Source organism: Mycobacterium sp. NGS49, from assembly GCF_059812565.1.
This window is the reverse complement of record NZ_JCALCX010000020.1, coordinates 100,865-123,523: the sequence shown is the minus strand read 5'-3', so window position 1 is coordinate 123,523 and position 22,659 is coordinate 100,865. Positions and strand designations below refer to the sequence as shown.

Sequence of the window (22,659 nt, the reverse complement as noted above, 5' to 3'; positions counted from 1 at the left end):
CCAAGCCGCACAGAACATTTCGCTCACAGTGGAACGTGGCCGGGAATCATGTCGCGTCATTGAGCTGGCCGCTGAGATTGCGATCCGGAAAGCGCCTCATCGATAGCAGCGGCGTCCGGCGCGCAATCCCCGGCACCGCGCACCAGCGTCGCCAGTGCGCCGGCCGCACACGCCCGACGCAACGCCGCGCGCCGTCCGTCGGGTCGATCGGAGCGAACAGGCCAACTCGCGGCCAGGACACCCGCGAACACGTCGCCGGCTCCCGTCGTGTCCACCGCTGTCACGGCCGGTGCGCGGACCTCGAACTCGCCGTCGACGCCGACGTACCGGGCGCCCCGAGCACCCAGGGTGATTACGAAATGCCTAGGGCGCCAGTGCCAATGACCAGCCTCGTGTTCGTTCACGATCACCACGTCGGCAACGCCGGCCAGTTCGGCCAGCGCGTCACGGTCCTGCCCCGCCGGCGAGGCATTGATCATGACGACGGCGCCGGCCGACCGAGCCTGCCGCGCGGCCGCTAATGCCGTCGGCACCGGAATCTCCAACTGCGTCAACAACACATCGCAGTCAGGGAGCTGTGACGCCGACAGCGCTGCGTTGGCACCCGGAGCCACCACGATCGTGTTCTCACCGGCCGTGTCGACCACGATGACCGCCGTCCCACTGGCACCGGGCCGACGCACGGTGGCGTCAGTTCCGACACCTGCGTCGCGCAGGTGGGCCGACAACCGATCACCGGCCGAGTCCTCACCGACCGCTCCGACGAATTGCACCCGCGCGCCGGCGCGCGCCGCCGCCACCGCCTGGTTGCCGCCCTTGCCGCCTGGCGCGTAGGTCAGCGACGATGCCAGCACCGTCTCACCGGGGCGCGGCAGAGCGGCGACCTCGAGCGTCAGATCCCAATTGATGCTGCCCACCACGCACACCCGCGTAGACATGCCGTCGACAATAGGCCTTCTGTCCGAGAAGCTGGTGCACCTCATAACCGTACGGTGCATTCTCGGACACGCGCCGGCGTCACTTTTCCCAAAACGCCGATAGCTGCCGGTCGGGGAGCTAATCTGCAGCGTGATCGGGGACCCGTGACAGACCGGTGGCAAGAAGGGAAGCCGATTGACGTCGGGTGAGCCAACAGAGTCGGTGCCGGAGACGCAGAGCGCTCCGGTCAAGAAGCGTGCCCGGCGCCTCTTGTCGGCCGTACGTTTTCGGGTCAGCATCCAATCCAAGATCCTGGTCGCGTTGCTGTTGTCGAGCATCCTGTCGGTGGCCGTTATCGGCATCATCGGCGCCATCTCCGGACGCAACGCGTTGCGCGAAGTCGAGTCGGAGCGACTGATTGAGTTGCGCGAGTCGCAGAAGAGGCAGATCGAGGCGCTCTTTCGCGAAGTGACGAATTCGCTGATCGTCTACTCCAGCGGGTTCAGCGTGGACCAGGCGGTGCTCGCGTTGACTGCGGGTTTCAATCAACTGGGTAATGCGACGATCAGCGGTCCGCAGCAGCAGGCGCTTGCCGGCTACTACGAAACGCAGATGATCAAGCCCATTCAGCGGTTGACCGGTGAAGAGCTCGACCTCAACGCAGTACTGCCAAAGTCAAACGCGCAGAGGTACCTTCAGGCCAACTACACCGCGGTGACGATGCCCAACACGGCCCCGCCGGTGGACCCCGGCGACGGCAGCGCATGGACGGCGGCGAATCTGCGTTTCGATTTCTACATGCGCGACATCGTCAGCCGTTTCAGCTATCGGGACGCGCTGCTGTTTGATATGGAAGGCAATGTCGTCTACTCGGTCGACAAGGGCCCCGACCTCGGTACGAACATCCTGACGGGTCCGTATCGCGAATCGAATCTGCGCGATGCCTATTTGAAAGCGTTGCGATCCAATGACGTTGAGTTCGTCTGGATCACCGACTTCGAGCCCTACCAGCCGCAGCTCGATATGCCCACGGCATGGGTGGTTTCGCCGATCGGCCTCGACGGCAAGTTCGACGGCGTCATGGCCTTGCCGGTCCCCATCGCCAAGATCAATTACATAATGACGGCCAACAAGCACTGGGAAACGGCCGGAATGGGCTCGGCCACCGAAACGTATCTCGCCGGCCCCGATAATCTGATGCGCTCTGACTCGCGGCTGTTTCTGGAAGATCCGCAGGAGTACCGGCGCCAGGTGATTGCGGCCGGTACCGCGCCCGACGTCGCGGACCGCGCGATCCGGCTGGGTGGCACGACGTTGGTGCAGCCGGTTCGCAGCGCCGGTCTCCGCGCGGCCCAACGGGGTGAGACCGGAGTCATGATCGGCAACGACTACACGGGCAACAAAGAGCTGGAAGCCTATGCTCCGCTGGACGTGCCTAACTCTGACCTGCAATGGTCGATTCTGGCGACTCGCGACAACTCCAATGCGTTCGCCCGGCTGGGCAGGTTCAGCAAGACCGTCGCGGTGGCGGTCGCCGCGATGATCTTCGCCGTATGTGTCGCATCGATGATCATCGCGCAGGGGGCCGTCCGCCCGCTCCGCCGCCTTGAGAAGGGCGCCGAAAAGATCAGCTCCGGTGACTACGAGATCACTATTCCGATCACGTCGCGCGACGAGATAGGAGACCTCACAGGCGCTTTCAATGAGATGAGTCGCAACCTGAAGATCAAGGAAGAGCTGCTCAATGAACAGCGGAGGGAGAACGACCGACTACTACTGGCCCTGATGCCGGAGTCGGTCGTGCAGCGCTACCGCGAGGGTGGGTCCACCGTCGCGCAGAAACATCAAGACGTTGCCATCGTCTACGCCGACATCGTCGGCCTGGACGAGATTTCCAACGACGTTCCGGGTGACGAACTGGTCCGCATCGTCGACGACCTGTTCCGCCAGTTCGATTCGGCCGCCGAATCCCTTGGCGTCGAACGGATTCGCACCTTCCACAATGGTTATCTGGCCAGCTGCGGGATGATTACGCCACGACTCGACAGCATTTATCGCAGCGTGGAGTTCGCGCTCGAAATGCGGCGCATCATCGAGCGTTTCAACAACCAGAGCCGACACAATCTGGGACTGCGCGTCGGTATCAACACCGGGAACGTCGTCAGCGGGTTGGTGGGCAAATCCGGACTCGTCTACGACATGTGGGGCGGCGCAGTCAGTTTGGCCTACCAGATGCAAAACGGCGCAGCACAACCCGGCATCTACGTCGCATCGCACGTGTATGAGGCGCTGCGTGACTCCCGCCAGTTCACCCCTGCCGGCTCGATCTCGGTGGGCGGTGTGGAGCAGACGATCTACCGATTGTCCGAGCGCTGATGAACACCTTCCATTCGTCCTGGTTCTATTGGACGATCGCCGTCGCGATCGGCTTCCCGGTCGGGTTGATCCTGCTCACCGAGCTGCATCACATACTCACCCGGCGGGGTAACCGCCTGGCCCGGCAGGTCGGCGTGCTGCGCAACTGGCTGCTGCCGCTCGGCGCGTTGTTGCTGTTGCTGGTCAAAGCTTCGGAGATCCCGGCAGGGGAGGTTCCGGTCCGGGTCCTCACCACGGTGTTCGGCTTCCTGGTGCTGGTGCTGCTGCTGTCCGGACTCAACGCAACGGTGTTCGAAGCCGCACCGGAAGACAGCTGGCGCAAGAGGCTTCCCGCGATCTTCCTCGATGTCGGCCGCTTCGCACTGATCGGCGTGGGTCTGACGGTGATCCTGTCCTTCATCTGGGGCGTGCGGGTCGGCGGGGTCTTCACCGCGCTGGGCATCACGTCGGTGGTGATCGGCCTGATGCTGCAGAACTCCGTCGGTCAGATCGTGTCGGGCCTGTTCATGCTCTTCGAGCAGCCGTTCCGGATCAACGACTGGCTGGACACGCAGACCGCCCGCGGTCGGGTCATCGAGGTGAACTGGCGGGCTGTTCACATACAGACCGGCGCGGGACTGCGGATCATGCCGAACTCGATGCTGGCGACCACCGCGTTCACCAATCTCAGCCGACCGGGCGGTCCGCACAAATGCTCGATCACCACTAAGTTCGCGACGGCCGATCCGCCGGAGAAGGTGTGCGCAATGCTGACGAAGGTGGCCGGCGCGCTGCCGCTGATGACGCCCGGCACCACCCCGACGTCGGTCGCCATGGGCGCCGGCGAGTACCGCACCACGGTCAGGGTCAACTCGCCTGCGGACGAGGGTGCCACCCAGTCCACGTTCGTGCGCTGGGTCTGGTATTCCGCCCGGCGGTGGGAACTGCATCTGGATGGCGACGACGACGACTTCTCGACACCCGAACGTGTCATGAAAGCATTGCGCACCGTGGTGGCCACCGAACTCCGGCTGACGCTGGCCGATCAACAGTTCCTGGCGCCCTACGCCAGGATCGTTCGGTACGGCGCTGACGAGATCGTGCAATACGCCGGAACGGTCCCGACGTCGATGTCATTCATCGTGGCCGGCTCGGTGCAACTGACCGTCACCAACGAGGACGGCACCATCGTGCCGTTCGACACGCTCAAAGAGGGATCGTTCATCGGAATCACCGCGCTGACTCGGCAACCCAACCTCGCCGGCGCCTACGCGCTCGAGGAGGTGACCGCCCTGGAAATCGAGCGCGAACACCTCGAGAAAATCGTGATGGACAAGCCCACGCTGCTGCTGGACCTGGGCCGGCTGATCGACGAGCGACAGAGCAAAGCCCGAATGACCCGCCGAGAGCGTGTTAGCGCAGCGACCGCGGTCGCGCCGGGTCTGACAAAGCCCGATACCCTGGGGTAATGAGTCTGCAAGCACCGGCCCGCAGCGGCGCGACCCAGCAGCAGAGCCCCGATCTACGCCAAGAGGTACATGACGCCGCCCGCCGTGCCCGGGTGGCCGCCCGCGTCCTGGCCTCGGTTCCGACGGCGGTCAAGGACCGCGCCCTGCACGCCGCGGCCGACGCGTTGCTGACACACGTTGATCAGATCCTGGCGGCCAACGCTGAAGACCTGGACGCCGCCCGAGCCGCCGGCACCCCGGCGGCCATGCTCGACCGGTTGGCGCTGAACCCCCAGCGGGTCGACGGCATCGCCGCAGGTCTGCGGCAGGTCGCCGGGCTGCCCGACCCGGTCGGTGAGGTCCTGCGCGGCTCCACCCTGCCCAACGGGTTGCAGCTGCGGCAGCAGCGGGTTCCGCTCGGTGTGGTCGGAATGATCTATGAGGGCCGACCCAACGTGACCGTCGACGCGTTCGGCCTGACGCTCAAGTCCGGCAACGCGGCCCTACTGCGGGGCAGCTCTTCGGCGGCGAAGTCCAACGAGGCGCTGGTCACGGTGCTGCGCGGCGCCCTGGTCAGCCAGGACCTGCCGGCCGACGCCGTCCAGCTGCTGTCCTCGGCCGACCGCGCCACCGTCACGCATCTGATTCAGGCCCGCGGCCTGGTAGACGTGGCGATCCCGCGCGGGGGAGCCGGATTGATCGAGGCCGTCGTGCGTGACGCGCAGATACCGACCATCGAGACCGGCGTCGGGAACTGCCACGTCTACGTGCACGCAGCGGCAGATCTCGACGTCGCCGAGCGCGTCCTGCTCAACTCCAAGACGCGCCGGCCCAGCGTGTGCAACGCCGCCGAGACTCTGTTGGTGGACGCCGCGATCGCCGCCGAGGCGATGCCCCGGTTGCTCAATGCGCTGCGGCAGGCCGGTGTGACCGTGCACGGTGACATCGACAAAGACGCCGATGACGAGGACTTGCGTCGGGAGTTCCTGGCGATGGACATCGCCGTCGCGGTGGTCGACGGGGTGGACGCTGCCATCGCGCACGTCAACGACTACGGCACCGGACACACCGAAGCCATCATCACGACCAATCTTGAGGCGGCGCAACGCTTCACCGAGCGGGTCGATGCCGCCGCCGTGATGGTCAACGCATCCACCGCGTTCACCGATGGTGAGCAGTTCGGCTTCGGCGCCGAGATCGGCATCTCCACCCAGAAACTCCACGCCCGCGGTCCGATGGGGCTGCCGGAACTGACCTCGACCAAGTGGATTGTCTGGGGTGACGGCCAGACCCGTCCGGCCTGACACATCTCAGATCTCAAGGAGTCCGATTGTGACCGTGCCCGCTCGGCCCACGCCGATGTTCGCCGACATCGCCGACGTCTCGCGCCGGCTGGCCGAGACCGGTTACCTGCCCGACACCGCCACTGCCACGGCGGTCTTCCTCGCCGATCGGCTCGGCAAGCCGCTGCTCGTGGAGGGACCAGCCGGGGTCGGCAAGACCGAACTCGCCCGCGCCGTAGCACAGGCGACGGGGTCGGGCCTGGTCAGGTTGCAGTGCTACGAGGGCGTCGACGAGGCGCGGGCCCTCTACGAGTGGAATCACGCTAAGCAGATACTTCGTATCCAGGCCGGCTCCGGGGACTGGCAGTCCACTAAAGACGACGTGTTCAGCGAGGAGTTCCTGCTGCAGCGTCCGCTTCTGACGGCAATCCGGCGCACTGAACCGACCGTGCTCCTGATCGACGAAACCGACAAGGCCGACATCGAGATCGAAGGCCTGCTTCTAGAGGTGTTGTCCGACTTCGCGGTGACCGTCCCGGAACTGGGCACCATCACCGCGACCCGGACCCCGCTGGTCGTGCTGACCTCCAACGCCACCCGCGAACTGTCCGAGGCGCTCAAGCGTCGCTGCCTGTTCCTGCACATCGACTTCCCGACCCCCGAGCTGGAACGGCGCATCCTGCTCTCGCGGGTGCCCGAACTGCCCGAGCATCTGGCCGAGGAGTTGGTGCGCATCATCGGGGTACTGCGCGGTATGCAACTCAAGAAGGTGCCGTCCATCGCCGAGACCATCGACTGGGGACGTACCTTGCTGGCGCTCGGCATGGACACCATCGACGATGCCGTCGTCGCCGCCACGCTCGGCGTGGTCCTCAAGCATCAGTCGGATCAGCAACGCGCGACCGGTGAGTTGAGGCTCAACTGATGGCCACCCGACGCATCCGTCCGTCCCGGCCGCTCGCGCCGCACGGGTTGCCCGGGCATCTGGTCGGATTCGTTGAAGCGCTTCGCGGCAGCGGCATCTCGGTCGGTCCGTCGGAGACGGTGGACGCGGGGCGGGTGATGGCCACCCTCGGCCTGGAGGACCGGTTGGTGCTGCGCGAGGGTCTGGCGTGCGCGGTATTGCGCCGCCCCGATCACCGTGACACCTACGACGCCATGTTCGACCTGTGGTTCCCCGCGGCGCTGGGGGCCCGGGCGGTGGTGCTCGACGGCGACGCCGCCGACGACCCGGACGCGCTGCCACCCGACGACGTCGAGGCGATGCGGCAGATGCTGCTGGACCTGCTGGCCGACAACCCGGACCTGGCCGACATGGACGAGCGTCTGGTCCGGATGATCGCGCGAATCGTGGAGGCTTACGGCAAGTACAACTCCTCTCGCGGCCCGTCCTTCTCGTCGTATCAGGCGCTCAAGGCGATGGCGCTGGACGAACTGGAAGGCAAACTGCTGGCGGGGTTGCTCGCCCCGTACGGTGACGAGCCCACCCCGAGCCAGGAGCAGATAGCCAAAGCCATTGCCGCGCAGAAGATCTCACAGCTTCGAAAGATGGTGGACGCGGAGACCAAGCGGCGCACCGCCGAACAGCTGGGCCGCGAGCACGTTCAGATGTACGGCATCCCGCAGCTCTCCGAGAACGTCGAGTTCCTGCGGGCCTCCGGTGAGCAGCTACGGCAGATGCGCCGCGTGGTCGCGCCGTTGGCCCGTACGCTGGCCACCCGGTTGGCGGCGCGGCGGCGCCGGTCACGTGCCGGGACGATCGACCTGCGCAAGACACTGCGCAAATCCATGTCGACCGGCGGCGTGCCGATCGACGTCGTGCTGAAGAAACCCCGCCCGGCGCGTCCGGAACTGGTGGTGCTGTGCGACGTGTCCGGGTCCGTCGCCGGCTTCAGTCACTTCACGTTGCTGCTGGTTCATGCTCTGCGTCAACAGTTTTCCCGTGTCCGCGTCTTTGCGTTCATCGACACCACCGACGAGGTGACGCACATGTTCGGGCCGGAGGCCGACCTGGCGGTGGCGATCCAGCGGATCACCCGGGAGGCCGGTGTGTACGAGCGCGACGGTCACTCCGACTACGGCAACGCGTTTGTCTCGTTCGTGCAGGCGAACCCGAATGTGCTGTCGCCGCGCAGTTCCCTGCTGGTGCTCGGCGACGGGCGCACCAACTACCGCAACCCGGCCGTCGACGTGCTCGCCGACATGGTCAACGCCGCCCGGCACGCGCACTGGCTGAACCCGGAGCCCAGACACCTGTGGGGCAGCGGGGATTCAGCGGTGCCGCGGTACGAGGAAGTCATCACGATGCACGAGTGCCGGTCAGCCAAACAGCTGGCCGGCGTGATCGACGCGCTGCTGCCGGTGTAGCTTTTCCTGGCCGAGCAGACGCAAAATCACCGTGGAGCATGCGCTCCCGGGGTGATTTTGCGTCTGCTCGGCGGGCTTCAGCGGGTCTTGCGGAACACCAGCCAGCGCAGGTCGATCGGGCTCTTCTCCCGACCGACGGGGAAAACATCCAGGCCGCTGGCCCAGTCGGCGTACCAACTGGTCTGCGGCCACGCGCCCGGCGGCAGGTGCGCCTGCTCGTATTCGTAGGCCGAGTCGTCGGCGACCAGTTCCAGGGGCAATCCGGCCGCGGCGGCCGAAAGCTCATCCCGGGAGAACATGCACGAGTACGCCTGCTGTCCGAATTCGCGCGCTGCGTTGTCGATCTCGTAGCCGTGGCGCGGCACGAAGGTGTTCAACACCAATTGCGCACTGGGCGCCAGGCAGGCAGCGGCCAGTTCGAAGAGCCTGCGCAACTGCTGCGTCGACCGGAAATCCGGCACCACTTCCGAGGCCACGATCAACTGATAGTCCTGGCGCAGGTCGTCGGTGGTCTCGAAGACGTTGCGCACGATCACCCGCAGGTCGAGACCCTCCTGCCGGGCTTGCGACCGGATGATTTCGGCGAACTTCGGGGTCAGCTCCACCACGTCGACGGGGTGTCCGCGTCGCGCCAGGGGGAGGGCGTTGCGCCCGGTTCCCGCACCGATGTCGAGCACCGAGTGGAAGCGGGGATCGGCGGCTTCGTTGGCCAGCGCCCAGACCCGGGCGTCGGGCTCGGTGCCGAACAGCGGTGGTTCGCGGGTGCTGATCCAGTTCTCGTAGGTTTCGGCGATAGTGAACCACCGGGCATTGACCTGGTAGTGCAGGGTGGGTCCCACCGGCGCGTTGTAGGTGATGACGATGTTGGATCGCTGCGAAATCGAGTAGGCCTCGGCCAACTGACTCTGCAGCACGGTTCGCAGGTGGGCGAGTTCCTCGTCGTTGAACTGCCTGCCCACCGCCGCGAAGATGCGGTTGCACATCTGCACGTATTCGTCCAGCATGCTCGGCACGGCCGGCAACGAAATCTCGCCGGCGACCACGGATCGGCTGTAGAACCGCCGGGTCATGGCGTCTTTCCACTCTTGCGCCTGATCTACCGCCGGTAGCGAAGTGTCCACAGAACTTCTTCTACAGTATGAGTCGGCTTCGGTATCGGGCTATGGGCAAAAAGACATCAGATGTTTTGCGAACCGGTCGTGCCGCGTTGCGCAACTCCGATGCCTCACCGATGCCTCCCGCGGCCGGGAAGGCCTGATCGCGGGCTCAAGTAAGCTGGCAAACCATGCAAAAGCAGCAGCGCAGGCTGGGGGTGATGGGTGGGACGTTCGATCCCATCCATTACGGCCACCTGGTTGCTGCCAGCGAGGTCGCGAACAAGTTCTCGCTCGACGAAGTCGTGTTCGTGCCCAGCGGGCAGCCGTGGCAGAAGGAACGCCAGGTGTCGGCGGCCGAGGACCGGTACCTGATGACGGTGATCGCCACCGCCTCCAACCCCCGCTTCTCGGTGAGCCGGGTCGACATCGACCGCGGTGGCCCCACGTACACCAAGGACACGCTGCGGGACCTGCACACCCTCAACGCAGACTCCGAGCTGTACTTCATCACCGGCGCCGACGCGCTGGCGTCCATTCTGACCTGGCACGGCTGGGAAGAAATGTTCCAACTGGCGCGTTTCATCGGTGTCAGCCGGCCTGGCTACGAGCTGCGCCACGACCACATCACCGAGGTCTTGGGCGAGCTGCCCCAGGACGCGTTGACCCTGGTCGAGATCCCCGCGCTGGCGATCTCCTCGACCGACTGCCGGCGCCGCGCGCAGGAGCGCCGGCCGCTGTGGTACCTGATGCCCGACGGCGTCGTCCAGTACGTCTCCAAACGACGCCTCTACCTCACACCCGAGAGGAGCGAGAACCCGGCAGCGCCCATCTTGACGACCGGGAACAGCACATGAGCGCAACTCAGGAAGCGATCGACATGGCCACGGTGGCCGCGGCCGCCGCGGCATCGAAACTGGCCGACGACGTCCTCGTCATCGACGTGTCCGGCCAGCTGGTCATCACCGACTGCTTCGTCATCGCCTCGGCATCCAACGAACGGCAGGTCAACGCGATCGTCGACGAGGTCGAGGAGAAGATGCGCCGGGCCGGTTACAAGCCTGCCCGCCGGGAGGGCGCCCGCGAGGGCCGCTGGACGCTGCTGGACTACCGCGACATCGTCGTGCACATCCAGCACCAGGACGACCGCAATTTCTACGCGCTGGACCGGTTGTGGAGCGACTGCCCGCTGGTGCCGGTCGACCTGGGGGACGGGCCCGACGGGACCGCGGAATGAGGGCGCGGCGTCTGGTGATGCTGCGGCACGGGCAGACCGACTACAACCTCGGCGCCCGCATGCAGGGCCAGCTCGACACGGACCTGAGCGAGCTGGGCCGCGCCCAGGCTGTCGCGGCCGCTGAAGTGCTCGGCAAATTGCGGCCACTGCTGATCGTGTCCTCGGACCTGCGGCGGGCCTTCGACACGGCCACCAAGCTGGGCGAGCAGACCGGCCTGGACGTTCGGGTGGACGCGCGGCTGCGCGAAACGCATTTGGGTGACTGGCAGGGGATGACACACACCCAGATTGACGCTGAGGTCCCCGGCGCCAGGCTGGCCTGGCGCGAGAACGCCGGCTGGGCGCCGCACGGTGGCGAAAGCAGGGTCGATGTGGCCGCCCGAAGCGTGCCCTTGGTGGCCGAACTGGTGGCCGGTTCGCCGGAGTGGGGTGGCGCGGGACAACCCGAGCGGCCGATCGTGCTGGTAGCGCATGGCGGTCTGATCGCCGCGTTGTCGGCGGCGCTGCTGAAGATCCCGGTGGCGAACTGGCCGATCCTGGGGGGCATGGGCAACTGCAGTTGGGTGCAATTGAGTGGTCACTCGGAGGACCCCGCCGGTTGCCCCGCCGGTTTCGACGACATCCGGTGGCGCCTGGACGTGTGGAACGCTTCGGCGCAGGTGTCCAATGACGTCCTCTAGGCCCGTGCTGCTGATCTTCGCCGACTCGCTTTCCTATTACGGCCCCACCGGTGGTCTGCCCGCCGACGATCCGCGCATCTGGCCGAATATCGTTGCGGCTCAGCTAGGTTGGGATGTCGAACTGATCGGCCGCATCGGCTGGACCTGTCGAGACGTGTGGTGGGCGGCCACCCAGGACCCACGGGCGTGGGCGGCGCTGCCGAAGGCAGGCGCCGTGATCTTCGCCACCAGCGGCATGGATTCACTACCGTCGGTGTGGCCCACCGCGGTTCGTGAGCTGATCCGCTATGTCCGGCCACCCTGGTTGCGGCGCTGGGTGCGCGACTGCTACGGCTGGCTGCAGCCCCGGCTCTCACCGGTGGCCAGGTCGGCTCTGCCACCGCGACTCACTGCCTATTATCTCGAACGGACACGTGGCGCAATCGATTTCAACCGGCCCGGTATCCCGGTGGTGGCGTCGTTGCCGTCGGTGCACATCGCCGAAACCTATGGCAAGGCCCACCATGGCCGTGCGCGCACCGTCGCGGCGATCACGCAATGGGCTGAGCAGCAGAATATTCCGTTGGTCGATCTCAAAGAGGCTGTCGCCGAGGAGATTCGGAGCGGACGTGGTAACCCGGACGGCATCCACTGGAACTTCGAGGCCCATCAGTCGGTCGCGGACCTGATGCTCGAGGCGCTCGCCGAAGCCTTACAGAAAGCCACAGTGTCGAACGAGAAAGCCCGCGGCTGAACGTGACAGTCGTGGTGGTTACCGACAGCTCGTCGCGCCTGCCGGTTGAATTGCGGGATCGCTGGGCGATCCGCGAGGTGCCGCTGCATATTCTGCTCAACGGTGCCGATCTGCGCGACGGTGTGGACGACGTTCCCGGTGACATCCACAAGCGCCAGGCCACGACCGCGGCTGCCACTCCGGCCGAGTTGTGTGCCGCCTATCGGCAAGCCTTGGCCGACAGCGACGGCGACGGTGTTGTGGCCGTGCACATTTCGTCCGGGCTGTCCGGGACATGCCGCGCCGCCGAACGGGTCGCCGGCGAGTTCGGCGGCCCGGTTGCGGTGATCGACTCCAAGTCGACGGCGATGGGCACCGGCTTCATCGCGTTGACCGCGGCGCGGGCCGCCGCCGACGGAGCCGACCTGGATACGGTCGCCCGCGCCGCGGCCGCGGCGGTGCCGCGTACCCACGCGTACATGGTGGTGCACCGATTGGACAACCTGCGCCGCAGCGGACGCATCAGCGGCGCCAAGGCCCGGTTGGGCACCGCGCTCGCACTCAAGCCGCTACTGCACATCGACGATGGAAAACTCGTTCTGGCGCAACGCATCCGGACCGCCAAAGGCGCGATCGCCGCGATGGTCGACCAGGTCTGCGAGACGGTGGGAGAGCGCCGTGCCGCCCTGGCCGTACACCACGTCGCCAACGCCGACGGCGCCCGTGACGTCGCCGGTGCACTGGCCGACCGGCTGCCGGCGTGCGAACCGGCGATCGTGACGCCGTTGGGTCCGGTGCTCGCGCTGCACGTCGGCGATAAGGCGTTGGCCGTCTGCCTGCAGCTCGGCGGGTGACCTCGAGCCGTCAGATCTGTCTGACGAAGATCACGTTGCCAATTCCGTTAGCGGTGTTCTGGAAGTAGACGGGCAGCACAGAGAATGGGTGGGAACCGGTATTGAAGACGTAGGCGCCGGCTTGCGGAAGGGGGGCCGTCGCAGAGGGCACTACGAATGGGGTGTGGTCCGCTGTGACCGTCTGAGTGTAGAGCGGTACACCGTTGATCGTGGAGACGGTGATGACCGTTCCCGCCGGCAGGCGGTTACCGACATTGAGGCCCGGCACCAACGATTGGGGGACCGCTCCCAATTCACCACCGGAATCGATAAAGGCACCGACCGTGTGTGGTAATTCGTTGTTGATCTGCACCTGAACCACGGTTCTCGGACTTCCATTGAGACTGACATGAGTTGGCAGCGAACTGGGCCCGAACTCGACCAGGCCGCGAGGCAGGTTGACCAACACTCCGTCGTCCAGATGGTCCGGTAAGGCCTCGATCACGGACTCGCCCAACGGGAATGTGTTGTTCTGGCCTACGCCGAGATAAATGGGCAATCGAGAAAGGTCAACCGGATTGCCGTTGACGGACGCAGAAGTGGCGACGCCCACGATGGTCGGATCGGTGACGATACCGTTCCCGAAGCTAACTGTCGCTTGATACGTTTCGTAATTGACGAGAAGGCTGCCACCGTAGGTGACGCTGCCAGGGTTGTTCAATGGGGTGAGAGTCGCGGTGTCGACGTACTGCGGCGGGATTATCAAACCGGAGGCGCCGGAATCGACGGTCACGGGCACCATTGGTCCGCCACCCACCGAGATATTGAGCATCGGGCTGCCCCACTGGCCCGGATAGATCAGTGCTTGGTTGGGCCCCAGGGCGGTGCTGATTCCTGCGGTACCGGGCAGTCCCAATAGGCCGGCGCGACCGCCAGGGCCACCGATTCCGCCAGGGCCGCTGAACCCGCCGGTACCGCCGATGCCGATTAAACCGGCCGACCCGCCGGCGCCCCCGGGCATGCCGCCGTAGAGGTTACCGCCTCCGGTGCCACCGTTGCCCAACAGAAAGCCGCCGGCGCCCCCCGACCCCCCGGCTACCCCGAACCGGACGCTGACGCCGCCGGTACCGCCGGTGCCGTAAATCCAACCACCGGGTCTGCCGGGCGTGCCCACGCCTTGAGCGGTGGTGTACCCGTTGGCGCCGTCACCGTACAGCGGGCGCCCGGTCACCGCCAGGACGGGGTCGTTGATGATTTGTGACGCGGTCGAGGCCAGGTGGTTGGCGATCGCGATCTCGGCGGCCACATATTCACGCGTAGATTCCACCAGCCGCAGCAGGAATTGATCGTAGGCGGTGGCGAACTGCCCTGCCACGGCGTGGTATTGCCTGCCGTGTTCGGCAAAGAACGTGGCCACTGCAGCCGAGATTTCGTCCGTGCTCGCTGGCAGCAAGACGACAATCGAGCCCGCGGCCGTCGCGTTGGCGGTACGGATTGCCGACTCGACGCCGATCAGATCATCGACGACCGAAGTCATGATCTCGGGTGCTAGTCTCATAGACGACATATGTCACCTCTCGCCGGACTTGACATGTTCCGGCTGAATCATCGGGCAATTGCAATTAGATCAGGCTTGTGAAGAGCGATGTGGCAATCGTGAAGAAATTGTGTGGTTCGCTTGCATCTGATCCAAGGTCTGTTGCCGGTGTTTGGGTTTAGGGCGACAGGCCATGCACACGGTGAAATAGAACCGGCCGCGGGTCCGGTAACGTAAGAATTGGCCCCGTGCGGTGCTGGCCTGCGCCCCGACGCCTTTCTGCTGTTTCCACTGAGTCGTTTTCCGGCGGTGTGCCCTGGTTGCCCGCCAGGTTCAACATCACCTCTGGGCCCCGGCTGCGGTCGGCCGGCCGCCTCAGAAATCCTGGATTCGCTGAATGTGCGCGCGATCCTGCCGCAGTTAAAGGATCAGGCTGTCGTAGTAGCGGTGGCGTCCTCGCCAAGGGACTGCTTGCTCTGCAGCACGATCATGACGGTGCTGTTGGATCGAATTCCACACGATGACATTCACCGACACCGTCAACACCACCGAGCCGATGACGATCGGTACGGCAGAGGTGCGGATGATGTGGGGGGTCACTTGGCGGTTCGGGCGGTTGGCGTTCTCAGGGTCTGCGCGGCAGATCGCTCATGCCGACTTCATGAGGCAGAAGGTCTGGGGGTTGACCCCGTCAGACCTCTTCTCTTCCTGCACGACGTTGTCGACGGTGATGCGACAGCCGATCTGGCTGCCGTCGCTTTGCGCAATGATGTTGGCGCTGAACTGCACGATCTCGCTGCCCGCACCGGCGTTGGCATTGAGGTCCCCGGATCCGAAGATCTTGGGCAACCGGGACACGACCAGAGCCGCGACGGCCAGCACGACCACCAGGATCAGTGGTATCCACGCCTTCCTGAGAAAGCGGGTCGCGGGACCGGGATCGGACCACCGTTCATCGCCACCGCCTTTACGAGGCTTCAGCCACGACTGAAGGGTTGTAACGCCCCACGGGCGAGCTAGCTTCCCCGGCATGCCGGCAACATATTTGTTCGGCTAAGTATGTTAGCCCTGTGGACGCCAGCGTTCCGTGGGGTGGCGGTGGTATGCCGAACGACACAGCTAGCGTGCCACCTTGCCGGTGACGGGTGGCAGGTCGGCAAGCGTGACGATGCCCGGCGGCGCGGCGACCACCGCGGGGACGGCGTTGGTGACCGGCATCGCGGTATAGATCATTCCCAAGCCCATGAAGCCCGGCTCGGACCAGTCCTTGGGCGGTAGGCAGTGCAGGACAGTGCGCATGTTCGGCAGGCCGAACACCTGGATGACGTGCCCGTGCTCGAGCGGCTTCGGGGGGACGACGTGATCGCCCATGGTCCAGTTGAATCCGACGCTGACGACGTTGCGGTCGCCCTCCCAGCCGCGGTGGTATCCGTACACTCCGCCGACTGTCCCGGCGGGAATCTTCATGAAACCCAGGTCCGTGTCGCCGGTGGCGGCGGTGAAAGTGACGTCGAAGGTCATTCGGTCCAACCTTGCGCCGATAGCATCGGCCATCATCGCGGCGGACTCGGCAAACACCTCACTTTCCCGTCGCACGCTCTCGGCCAGGCCCGGGGTGTCGGGGTCTTGAGAGAAGCCCATCGCGGTCTGCGTGCCCGCCGACTCGTAGGTGGAACAGTCGACCGACTCGGTGATGCGGATCTCGTCAACCCGCTCGCAGGAGGCACTGAGGACCATGCCGACCATGTTCGTCATGCCCGGATGTGCACCGCTGCCGAAGATGGTCGAACCGCCGCGTTCGCAGGCCGCGACGATCCGCTCGCGGTCCTCGGGCGTCTGCTTGCCGCCGGTGATCCACGCCGCGCTGGTGCACACGTTGACTCCCGATTCCAACAGGCGCACCAGCTCATCGACGTTGGGCCACAAGGGGTTATAGCAACACGCATCGGCACCCAATGCGATCAGCGCGTCGATGTCGTTGGTAGCCCGCACCCCGGTCGGCTCCGGCCGGCCCGCCAGGTCGGCGGCATCCAGCCCTACTTTGTCCGCGCCGTGCGCGTACACCCCGACCAGTTCCATGTCGGGCCGTCCGATGATGGCGTGCAACGAACGTCGCCCGATGTTGCCGGTGGTCCACTGGATGATGCGCAGGGGACGGCTGGTCGTGCTCATCGGGGCTCCTTTGCGCCGGTTGACGGGAGCCATTATCGCCGCAGCGGGCCTGGGTCAGCGAGCGCCCCGGTTCAGCACGGCCATGGCACCCGAGAGGATCTGCGAAATCGGGTCGGCCCCACCACCGAAGGTGGCCTGGGTGGCCGGTGCGGTGACGGCCGCCGGGTCGTAGCCGTTCACCGGGTCCACCTGGATCGGCGCGGTCAGCGGGTCGTCGTTGCGCGAATATCCCGCGTTGACGAAGGGCAGCAGCACCGCATCGAGCTCGTTCAGGGTCTGCTCCGGCACGCCCGCATATTGGAACGGCAGCACCAGCGGCAGATGCCGTTCGGGAATCAGATACGTGGTCGTCGTCGCGCCGCGCGAGTTGACGGTCGTCCTGATGTTCTGCGGCGGGACCATGCTCGGGTTGGTGAAAGCCACCGCGGTATGGCCGGTCGCAAGGCCCACCAGCGTATTGGCCAGGGCTATCAGGTTGTCCGGGCGATCGGGGAAGTCGGCAATCGAGTCGTACGCGGAGATGAACATTTTGGTGTCGTACTGGCTCTCGAGAGGAGGCGGTACGGGGTAGTCGAGTGCGGGTACCACGCTGCCGACGGGAAACATGGCGGTCAGGAAACTCTCACCGAACGCGTGGCGCGCGACGGGATCGCCAAAGGTGGCGAACGTCAGGTGATCCGGCGGGGGAGCGGTCGGATCGGTGGCGAGCCGGGCCTGCAGCGCGTTGAGGACGAGTGCGCCCTCGGACAAGCCGATCGCCGTGCCGGGGCCGCCACTGCGGATCGCCGCATCCAGGTTGTCGGCGCCGACCGCGACCGATTCGCCGACGCTGGGTCCGTCTACGCCCAGACCGGGAAACATCTCGTCCAATTGACCGATGCCCGGGAACAGGCGTCCCAGTACGTGGCCCTGAACCTGACCGGCGGGGTAGTCGACGATCTGGCGCCGCATGCCGGGGAACCATTCGGCACCCTCACGGCGGATGTACTCGTCATAGGGGATGCCCAGCACGTGGGCGCCGCCCAGGGCGTAGGCCGTCCCGCCGCCCGGGGCCGGCTCACCCGGGGTCTCGTCGGCTGTCGCGGCCGGGCCGCCGAAACATCCTGTGGCAGCAACGATTCCCAGCGCGGAAAGTCCCGCGAGTAGCTTCTTCATCCCCACTCCTCGCCTATTCGGCTTGGTTCCGCGAGTCTTCCACACATCAGGATGTCCCGCTAATTCGCTGTTCACCCGGGACGCCCCGGCCGCGCCGTGCTCAGCCGGGACGGCCACCAGCTCGCCCGTCCGATCAGCGTGGCCACGGCGGGCACCGTGATGGTCCGTACCAGGAAGGTGTCCAGCAGAATTCCGACGCCGATGACGAAACCGCCCTGAACCACCGTGCCGATGCTGGAGAACAACAACCCACCCATCGAGGCCGCGAAGATCAAACCCGCCGCGGTGATCACCCCACCGGTCGAACTCAGCGCCCGAATGACGCCGTAACGCATGCTGTTCGGTGACTCGTCCCGCATTCGCGAGACGAAAAGCATGTTGTAATCGGCGCTCACCGCGACCAACACCACAAATGCCAACGGCGGTACCGTCCAGTGCAATTGCTGACCGAGCAGGAATTGGAAGACCAGGACACCGACCCCGACCGCTGACAAGAACGAAACGACCACAGAGCCAACCAGGTACAGCGGCGCGACCACCGCACGCAGCAGCGCCATCAAGGTAAGCAATACAACGATGAGCGTGACGACGATGATGAACCGAATGTCGTGCTGGTAATAGTCGCGGGTGTCGCGCAGTGTGACGGGATATCCGGCCATTGAAATGGAGGCATCGGACAAGGCGGTGTTGGGCTGGGCGCCCCGGACCGTCTCGGTGATGGCATTGACCTGATCCATCGCTTCGGCGCTGAACGGATTCAGTTTGGTCTGCACCAGGTACCGCACCGAGTGACCGTCCGGTGAAATGAATATTCTGGCCGCCCTCTTGAATTCGTCCATGCGCAGCAGCTGCGCCGGAATATTGAAGCCCGCCATCGACGGTTCTGCGGCGTCGTTTTTCAACGACAGCAGGAACGCCGCCGCCTCACCCAGGCCGGCTCCCAGCTCCTTGACCTGGCCGACGAGCTGTTCCACGCCGTCGGCCACCTGCCGGCTCCCGCCGGCCGCGCGGTCGGCGCCGTGCTGGAGATTGTTGAGACCCGCTTGTACGCCACCGGGCTGGTCCAGGCCCATGGCGTGCATCGCCTTGTTGAGGCTGCTGAGCGCGTTGCGTAGCCGGTCCACCGTCGCGTTCAGGGTCTGCCGGTCCTGAAAGGTCTCCAGTTGGCGAGCCAGATCATTGATCTCGTCGAGGCTCCCGTCGTTGCGCGCGGCGACCACCCGTTCGAATTGCGCACGGGTGGCACTGCAAGAGGTGTCAAGGTCGCAAACCGGATTGCCCTGCAGGGCAATCAGCACCGGCCCCACCCAGGCGAACATGTCCTTGACGGCGGTGAAGCTCAACCCCATGGAGTTGCCGAGCGAATTGATCCGGTTGACCAGCTTCGCCGCGGTCGCGACTTCTCGGACCAGCTTGTCGCCGCCGTACTGACTCCTCATCGACGAGAACGAGTCGATCAGACCCTGCATGCCGGAAACCATCTGGCTGACCTGTCCGCGCACGTCGCCGAGATTGTCGGCCAGTGTGTCGGCCCCGCTGACCAGCCTGTTCAGGTCATCTTTGTGGTCGCTGATCTGGGACGACCCCTCGCCCAACCGCGCGCCGATCGCGCCCGCTTGATAGGTCGCCCGGAACTCCTCCGGGACCACTCCGGTAGGCCGGGTGATGCCGCTGACCGCGGCGATGTTCGGCAGCTGGCTGACCCGGTCCGCCATCTGCTCCAGGTCCGCCAGGGCCCGCGGCGTGCGCAGGTCGTGCGGGGACTGGACCAGGATGTATTCGGGTATGGACTGGTTCACCGGGAAATGCCGGTCCAGTGCGGCGTAGCCCAGCGAACTCGGGGCCGACGCCGGCACGGCCTTGCGGTCGTCGTAGTTGTAGCGCACCAGGCCTGCACAGCCGGCCAGGATGATCAACACCAGCACGCTGGCGACCAGGTGGGTCTTGGGCCGGCGCACGATGCGAATGCCCGAACGCCGCCAGAACCGTGCGGTCAGTTCCCGCCGCGGTTTGACCCAGCCGCGCGGCCCGGCCACCACCAGGATCGCCGGCAGCAGCGACACCGCCGCCAGAAACGCCACACCGACGCCGATCGCCGACGACACGCCGACCGTGGAGAAGACCCCCATTCGGGAAAAACTGATTCCGAGAAAGGTGATCCCCACCGTCGCGGCGGATGCGGTGATCACCTTGCCGATCGAGGTGAGCGCCCGTTGGACGGCTTCGTCATAATCGGAGCCGCGTCGCAGGTAGTCGTGGTAGCGGCTGATGAGGAAGACCGCGTAATCCGTTCCGGCACCCGCGATCATCGCGCTCAGAAACACAATCGACTGGTTCGATACACCCAGGCCGCTCGCCTGCGAGAATCCGGCGACCACGGCTTGCGCGATCACCATGGAGACGCCGATCGCCAGCAACGGCAGCAGCATGGTGACCGGGTTGCGGTACACCAGCAGCAGCACGAGTAGCACCAGCGCCGCGATGGCGAGCTCGATCGGCAGCCGATCGTGTTCGCCGGCGACGGTGAGGTCGGCGACCGTGGCGGCCGGCCCGGTCAGGTTCGCCGTCAACGGGCTTCCGGCGATGCTTTGTTTGACGACCCCGGCCACCTGGTTGAAAGCGGCGTAGGAGCGGGGGGTGCCCAGCTCGCCGGCGAGACCGACCGGCAGCACCCAAGACTTGTGGTCCTTGCTGGTCAGTACCGACCGCAGCGGCGGTGTACTGATGAAGTCCTGCACCATCACGACGTTGCGGGTGTCGTTGCGCAGCGCGGCGACCAGCTTGCGGTAGGCGGCTTCGTCGGCGGGTCCGAGACCCCTTTCGTTGGTCAGCACCACCAGCAGCAGGTCCTCACTGCCTGACTCGTGGAACGCCTCGGTCATCTTGCGCGCGGCGATGGCCGACGGCGCATTGTCGGGCAGTATGGCTAGCGGATACTTCTGGGCCATCTCGTTCAGCGACGGCAAAGTCAGCGGCAGGGCAACGGCAATGGCGACCCAGAGTCCGATCACCACCCAGGGCCACCGCACCACGATTTCGGCTAACCGTCGCAAATTGCCCCCACCTCCGGTTCTCGAGGTCCGCGCCCGCGGGCCACCGTCGTCACCGCCGCCCGATCCGACTGCTCAATTATGTGTCGCGCCCGCCGCGACTTCGGGCATTTCACCGAAATAGCCGGCATCGAAACTCCCCGGTAACCCAGACTACGTGACTCTTCCCCAATGTCCGCTATCAGCAACCCGCGTGCACACGGATTTCATTGCCTCGACATATCGTGCGACCGACTTTTGGGCGATCGGATTGTCGGGGAACATGACCGCCATTGCGGTACCCTGCTCATACCGGAAGATATAGATAGTCAATTGGTAGGAATACCTGCCGTCGGAATAAATTCCGATGCTGTTTGCGGCGCTCATCTCGGCCGCGGCGAGGACGGTGTTCAGCGGAGCGGCGCCACCGTGTAGGAAATTCGACACGGGAAAGTTCGGTCGCGGCCAGTGCAGCCAGGGGGCTAATTCCAGTACCCGGTAATACGGCACCTTTGCCATGTCCAGGCTGGAATCGAAGGAATCTTGTGCCGCCCATGCGGCTTCACTGAAAGACGCGGCGGCGATGGGAATGGTGATCGGCACCAAACCGGTAAACCAGCCTTGCGTCATGAAGTTCTCGGAACTATTTCGGGCATCACGGGGAGTGAGCGCATAATATGTGGCGGCTCCGGTGAACTCGTGATCCACCAAGGCCATGCACGCGAACAGGCCGCCGACGAAGCGGGCGCCGGCCGCGGTGCAGGCGGATTCGAATCTGGCCGACTGTTCGGCGTCCATGAGGTTTTCGGTGACCATGTCGCTGTCGGTCGGCTCCAGCGGGTTGCCCAGCGGAAGCGGGAATTCGGGCAGGCTGCGATTGTTATTCTCGGCGAAGTCGATCCATTTCCGGACCTGCGGCGACTCCAGCGTCAACGCTGACGTGCGTTGGCGCTCCCGAACGCAGTATTCGTCGTAGCTGCCGGTGTCGGGTAACGCCAAAAGACCGCCCCCGCCCGCCATCGCCGCATACATGGCGTTGGATTCGAACATGGTGATGCCGATGAGCGTCGCGTCGCCGTGGACGTGGTCGATACTGGCGTAGAAGGTGAAGTGGTCTTCGCCCTGGATGATCCCGAACGTGAAGCAACCCCACTGCAGCGGATCCGGTGTGGACACGACGTGCTCATGTATTTCCGCCACGGTCATTTCGCCGTGGTTTGTCGGCGCGAATTCGATATCCGCAGGATCGGTCATCGTATGCCTGATTATCTCACCGGCATCGGTGTACGCGAACCAGCTCCGGTAAGTATCGTGCCGGCGGAGATATGTGTTGAGAGCGTGATTCATGACCGCTATGTCGCAGTGACCGGGCACTTCGCAGGTAGCGATGAGTAGTCGCGAATAATCGAGGCCCGCCGCCGTTCTGTCGTGATAACCCCGGAGATGCTGGGCCTGCATGTAACTCACCGGTACAGAACTGACGGGTGCCTTTTCGGCCTTTTGTCGAGCAAGCGGCGTCGGGTGCCAGGAAATGACAGCGCCGGGGCGCACCGTCCAATCTTCCAGCGACCCGATCGTTATTTTCCCGATTTGCAAAATGTCCTCCCCGGTTCCGGCGGCTGTACTCGGCGACCCCGGCACCGATATCAAAGATAACCGCTTCGGGAATCACTGTAGCGGGCACCTGCGAATACGAGCGGCGGCTCGCATTCATCCATGGGCTCTCGCATTCATCCATGGGCTATGGTAATGGGGCGGGGTGACGTCGCCGTCGGATGGTGGCTTACCTGGCAATTTGCGGATGTCGGCGCGCGGCGCATTCAGGCTGGTAATAATTGC

The 22,659-nt window shown here is 65.2% G+C and carries 19 protein-coding genes; 10 read left to right on the top strand and 9 right to left on the bottom strand.

Features of this window, described 5'->3' with window-relative positions; all coding sequences use genetic code 11:
* Positions 1 to 56 precede the first annotated feature (56 nt).
* A complete protein-coding gene (locus tag AC5Y7D_RS20925) occupies positions 57 to 938 on the bottom strand; it encodes a ribokinase (RefSeq protein ID WP_499927306.1) in 882 nt (293 codons plus the stop codon).
* Between the two features lie 175 nt (positions 939 to 1,113).
* Here AC5Y7D_RS20925 and AC5Y7D_RS20920 point away from each other — a divergent pair, with 175 nt between their 5' ends.
* Genes AC5Y7D_RS20920 through AC5Y7D_RS20900 form a run of 5 tightly spaced genes read left to right on the top strand, consistent with a single transcriptional unit; the run spans position 1,114 to position 8,371 of the window.
* Positions 1,114 to 3,294, top strand: a complete 2,181-nt coding sequence (locus tag AC5Y7D_RS20920) for an adenylate/guanylate cyclase domain-containing protein (RefSeq protein ID WP_499927304.1) — start codon at positions 1,114 to 1,116, stop codon at positions 3,292 to 3,294.
* On the top strand, positions 3,294 to 4,742 hold the full coding sequence (locus AC5Y7D_RS20915; RefSeq protein WP_499927302.1) for a mechanosensitive ion channel domain-containing protein: 1,449 nt from the start codon (positions 3,294 to 3,296) through the stop codon (positions 4,740 to 4,742). Before AC5Y7D_RS20920 ends, AC5Y7D_RS20915 begins: the two co-directional genes overlap by 1 nt.
* Positions 4,742 to 6,025: a glutamate-5-semialdehyde dehydrogenase gene (locus AC5Y7D_RS20910; RefSeq protein ID WP_499927300.1), complete on the top strand. Its 1,284-nt coding sequence runs from the start codon at positions 4,742 to 4,744 to the stop codon at positions 6,023 to 6,025. Before AC5Y7D_RS20915 ends, AC5Y7D_RS20910 begins: the two co-directional genes overlap by 1 nt.
* A gap of 28 nt (positions 6,026 to 6,053) precedes the next feature.
* A complete protein-coding gene (locus AC5Y7D_RS20905; protein WP_499927298.1) occupies positions 6,054 to 6,929 on the top strand; it encodes an AAA family ATPase in 876 nt (291 codons plus the stop codon).
* Positions 6,929 to 8,371 (top strand): vWA domain-containing protein, encoded by a 1,443-nt coding sequence (locus AC5Y7D_RS20900; protein ID WP_499927296.1) that lies wholly within the window; start codon positions 6,929 to 6,931, stop codon positions 8,369 to 8,371. Before AC5Y7D_RS20905 ends, AC5Y7D_RS20900 begins: the two co-directional genes overlap by 1 nt.
* A 77-nt stretch (positions 8,372 to 8,448) precedes the next feature.
* Here AC5Y7D_RS20900 and AC5Y7D_RS20895 read toward each other — a convergent pair whose 3' ends face one another.
* Entirely contained in the window at positions 8,449 to 9,441 is a 993-nt protein-coding gene (locus AC5Y7D_RS20895) for a class I SAM-dependent methyltransferase (RefSeq protein ID WP_499927320.1), read from the bottom strand.
* Positions 9,442 to 9,656: 215 nt separating this feature from the next.
* Between AC5Y7D_RS20895 and nadD the strand changes: the two genes are divergently transcribed.
* Genes nadD through AC5Y7D_RS20870 form a run of 5 tightly spaced genes read left to right on the top strand, consistent with a single transcriptional unit; the run spans position 9,657 to position 12,948 of the window.
* Complete coding sequence (nadD, locus tag AC5Y7D_RS20890) at positions 9,657 to 10,322, top strand: nicotinate-nucleotide adenylyltransferase (RefSeq protein ID WP_499927294.1); 666 nt, start codon at positions 9,657 to 9,659, stop codon at positions 10,320 to 10,322.
* On the top strand, positions 10,319 to 10,702 hold the full coding sequence (gene rsfS / locus AC5Y7D_RS20885; protein WP_499927292.1) for a ribosome silencing factor: 384 nt from the start codon (positions 10,319 to 10,321) through the stop codon (positions 10,700 to 10,702). The genes nadD and rsfS overlap by 4 nt, the downstream gene beginning before the upstream one ends.
* Positions 10,699 to 11,382 (top strand): glucosyl-3-phosphoglycerate phosphatase, encoded by a 684-nt coding sequence (gpgP, locus tag AC5Y7D_RS20880; RefSeq protein ID WP_499927290.1) that lies wholly within the window; start codon positions 10,699 to 10,701, stop codon positions 11,380 to 11,382. Before rsfS ends, gpgP begins: the two co-directional genes overlap by 4 nt.
* Positions 11,369 to 12,115 carry a diglucosylglycerate octanoyltransferase gene (gene octT / locus AC5Y7D_RS20875; RefSeq protein ID WP_499927289.1) on the top strand — a complete coding sequence of 249 codons (747 nt, stop codon included), beginning with the start codon at positions 11,369 to 11,371 and terminating at the stop codon, positions 12,113 to 12,115. The genes gpgP and octT overlap by 14 nt, the downstream gene beginning before the upstream one ends.
* A 2-nt stretch (positions 12,116 to 12,117) precedes the next feature.
* A complete protein-coding gene (locus AC5Y7D_RS20870; protein WP_499927287.1) occupies positions 12,118 to 12,948 on the top strand; it encodes a DegV family protein in 831 nt (276 codons plus the stop codon).
* 10 nt (positions 12,949 to 12,958) lie between these two features.
* On the opposite strand, the gene AC5Y7D_RS20865 is transcribed toward AC5Y7D_RS20870, so the two are convergent.
* The 7 genes from AC5Y7D_RS20865 to AC5Y7D_RS20835 form a co-directional block, all read right to left on the bottom strand.
* A complete protein-coding gene (locus AC5Y7D_RS20865; RefSeq protein WP_499927285.1) occupies positions 12,959 to 14,485 on the bottom strand; it encodes a PecA family PE domain-processing aspartic protease in 1,527 nt (508 codons plus the stop codon).
* Between the two features lie 399 nt (positions 14,486 to 14,884).
* A complete protein-coding gene (locus AC5Y7D_RS20860; RefSeq protein ID WP_499927283.1) occupies positions 14,885 to 15,064 on the bottom strand; it encodes a hypothetical protein in 180 nt (59 codons plus the stop codon).
* Between the two features lie 48 nt (positions 15,065 to 15,112).
* Positions 15,113 to 15,367, bottom strand: a complete 255-nt coding sequence (locus tag AC5Y7D_RS20855) for an MmpS family transport accessory protein (protein WP_499927319.1) — start codon at positions 15,365 to 15,367, stop codon at positions 15,113 to 15,115.
* 216 nt (positions 15,368 to 15,583) lie between these two features.
* A complete protein-coding gene (locus tag AC5Y7D_RS20850; protein ID WP_499927281.1) occupies positions 15,584 to 16,636 on the bottom strand; it encodes an NAD(P)H-dependent amine dehydrogenase family protein in 1,053 nt (350 codons plus the stop codon).
* 54 nt (positions 16,637 to 16,690) lie between these two features.
* Positions 16,691 to 17,791: an acyltransferase PE gene (gene pe, locus AC5Y7D_RS20845; protein ID WP_499927279.1), complete on the bottom strand. Its 1,101-nt coding sequence runs from the start codon at positions 17,789 to 17,791 to the stop codon at positions 16,691 to 16,693.
* 71 nt (positions 17,792 to 17,862) lie between these two features.
* On the bottom strand, positions 17,863 to 20,844 hold the full coding sequence (locus tag AC5Y7D_RS20840; protein WP_499927277.1) for an MMPL/RND family transporter: 2,982 nt from the start codon (positions 20,842 to 20,844) through the stop codon (positions 17,863 to 17,865).
* 150 nt (positions 20,845 to 20,994) lie between these two features.
* Entirely contained in the window at positions 20,995 to 22,416 is a 1,422-nt protein-coding gene (locus AC5Y7D_RS20835) for a condensation domain-containing protein (RefSeq protein WP_499927276.1), read from the bottom strand.
* Positions 22,417 to 22,659 lie beyond the last annotated feature (243 nt).

Bases quoted from the DNA above. Each gene is read 5' to 3' on its own strand.
- AC5Y7D_RS20910 (WP_499927300.1), top strand. From the start codon at position 4,742: ATGAGTCTGCAAGCACCGGCCCGCAGCGGCGCGACCCAGCAGCAGAGC.
- gpgP (WP_499927290.1), top strand. From the start codon at position 10,699: ATGAGGGCGCGGCGTCTGGTGATGCTGCGGCACGGGCAGACCGACTAC.
- nadD (WP_499927294.1), top strand. From the start codon at position 9,657: ATGCAAAAGCAGCAGCGCAGGCTGGGGGTGATGGGTGGGACGTTCGAT.
- AC5Y7D_RS20900 (WP_499927296.1), top strand. From the start codon at position 6,929: ATGGCCACCCGACGCATCCGTCCGTCCCGGCCGCTCGCGCCGCACGGG.
- AC5Y7D_RS20925 (WP_499927306.1), bottom strand. From the start codon at position 938: ATGTCTACGCGGGTGTGCGTGGTGGGCAGCATCAATTGGGATCTGACG.
- rsfS (WP_499927292.1), top strand. From the start codon at position 10,319: ATGAGCGCAACTCAGGAAGCGATCGACATGGCCACGGTGGCCGCGGCC.
- AC5Y7D_RS20850 (WP_499927281.1), bottom strand. From the start codon at position 16,636: ATGAGCACGACCAGCCGTCCCCTGCGCATCATCCAGTGGACCACCGGC.
- AC5Y7D_RS20895 (WP_499927320.1), bottom strand. From the start codon at position 9,441: ATGACCCGGCGGTTCTACAGCCGATCCGTGGTCGCCGGCGAGATTTCG.
- AC5Y7D_RS20915 (WP_499927302.1), top strand. From the start codon at position 3,294: ATGAACACCTTCCATTCGTCCTGGTTCTATTGGACGATCGCCGTCGCG.
- pe (WP_499927279.1), bottom strand. From the start codon at position 17,791: ATGAAGAAGCTACTCGCGGGACTTTCCGCGCTGGGAATCGTTGCTGCC.
- AC5Y7D_RS20865 (WP_499927285.1), bottom strand. From the start codon at position 14,485: ATGAGACTAGCACCCGAGATCATGACTTCGGTCGTCGATGATCTGATC.
- octT (WP_499927289.1), top strand. From the start codon at position 11,369: ATGACGTCCTCTAGGCCCGTGCTGCTGATCTTCGCCGACTCGCTTTCC.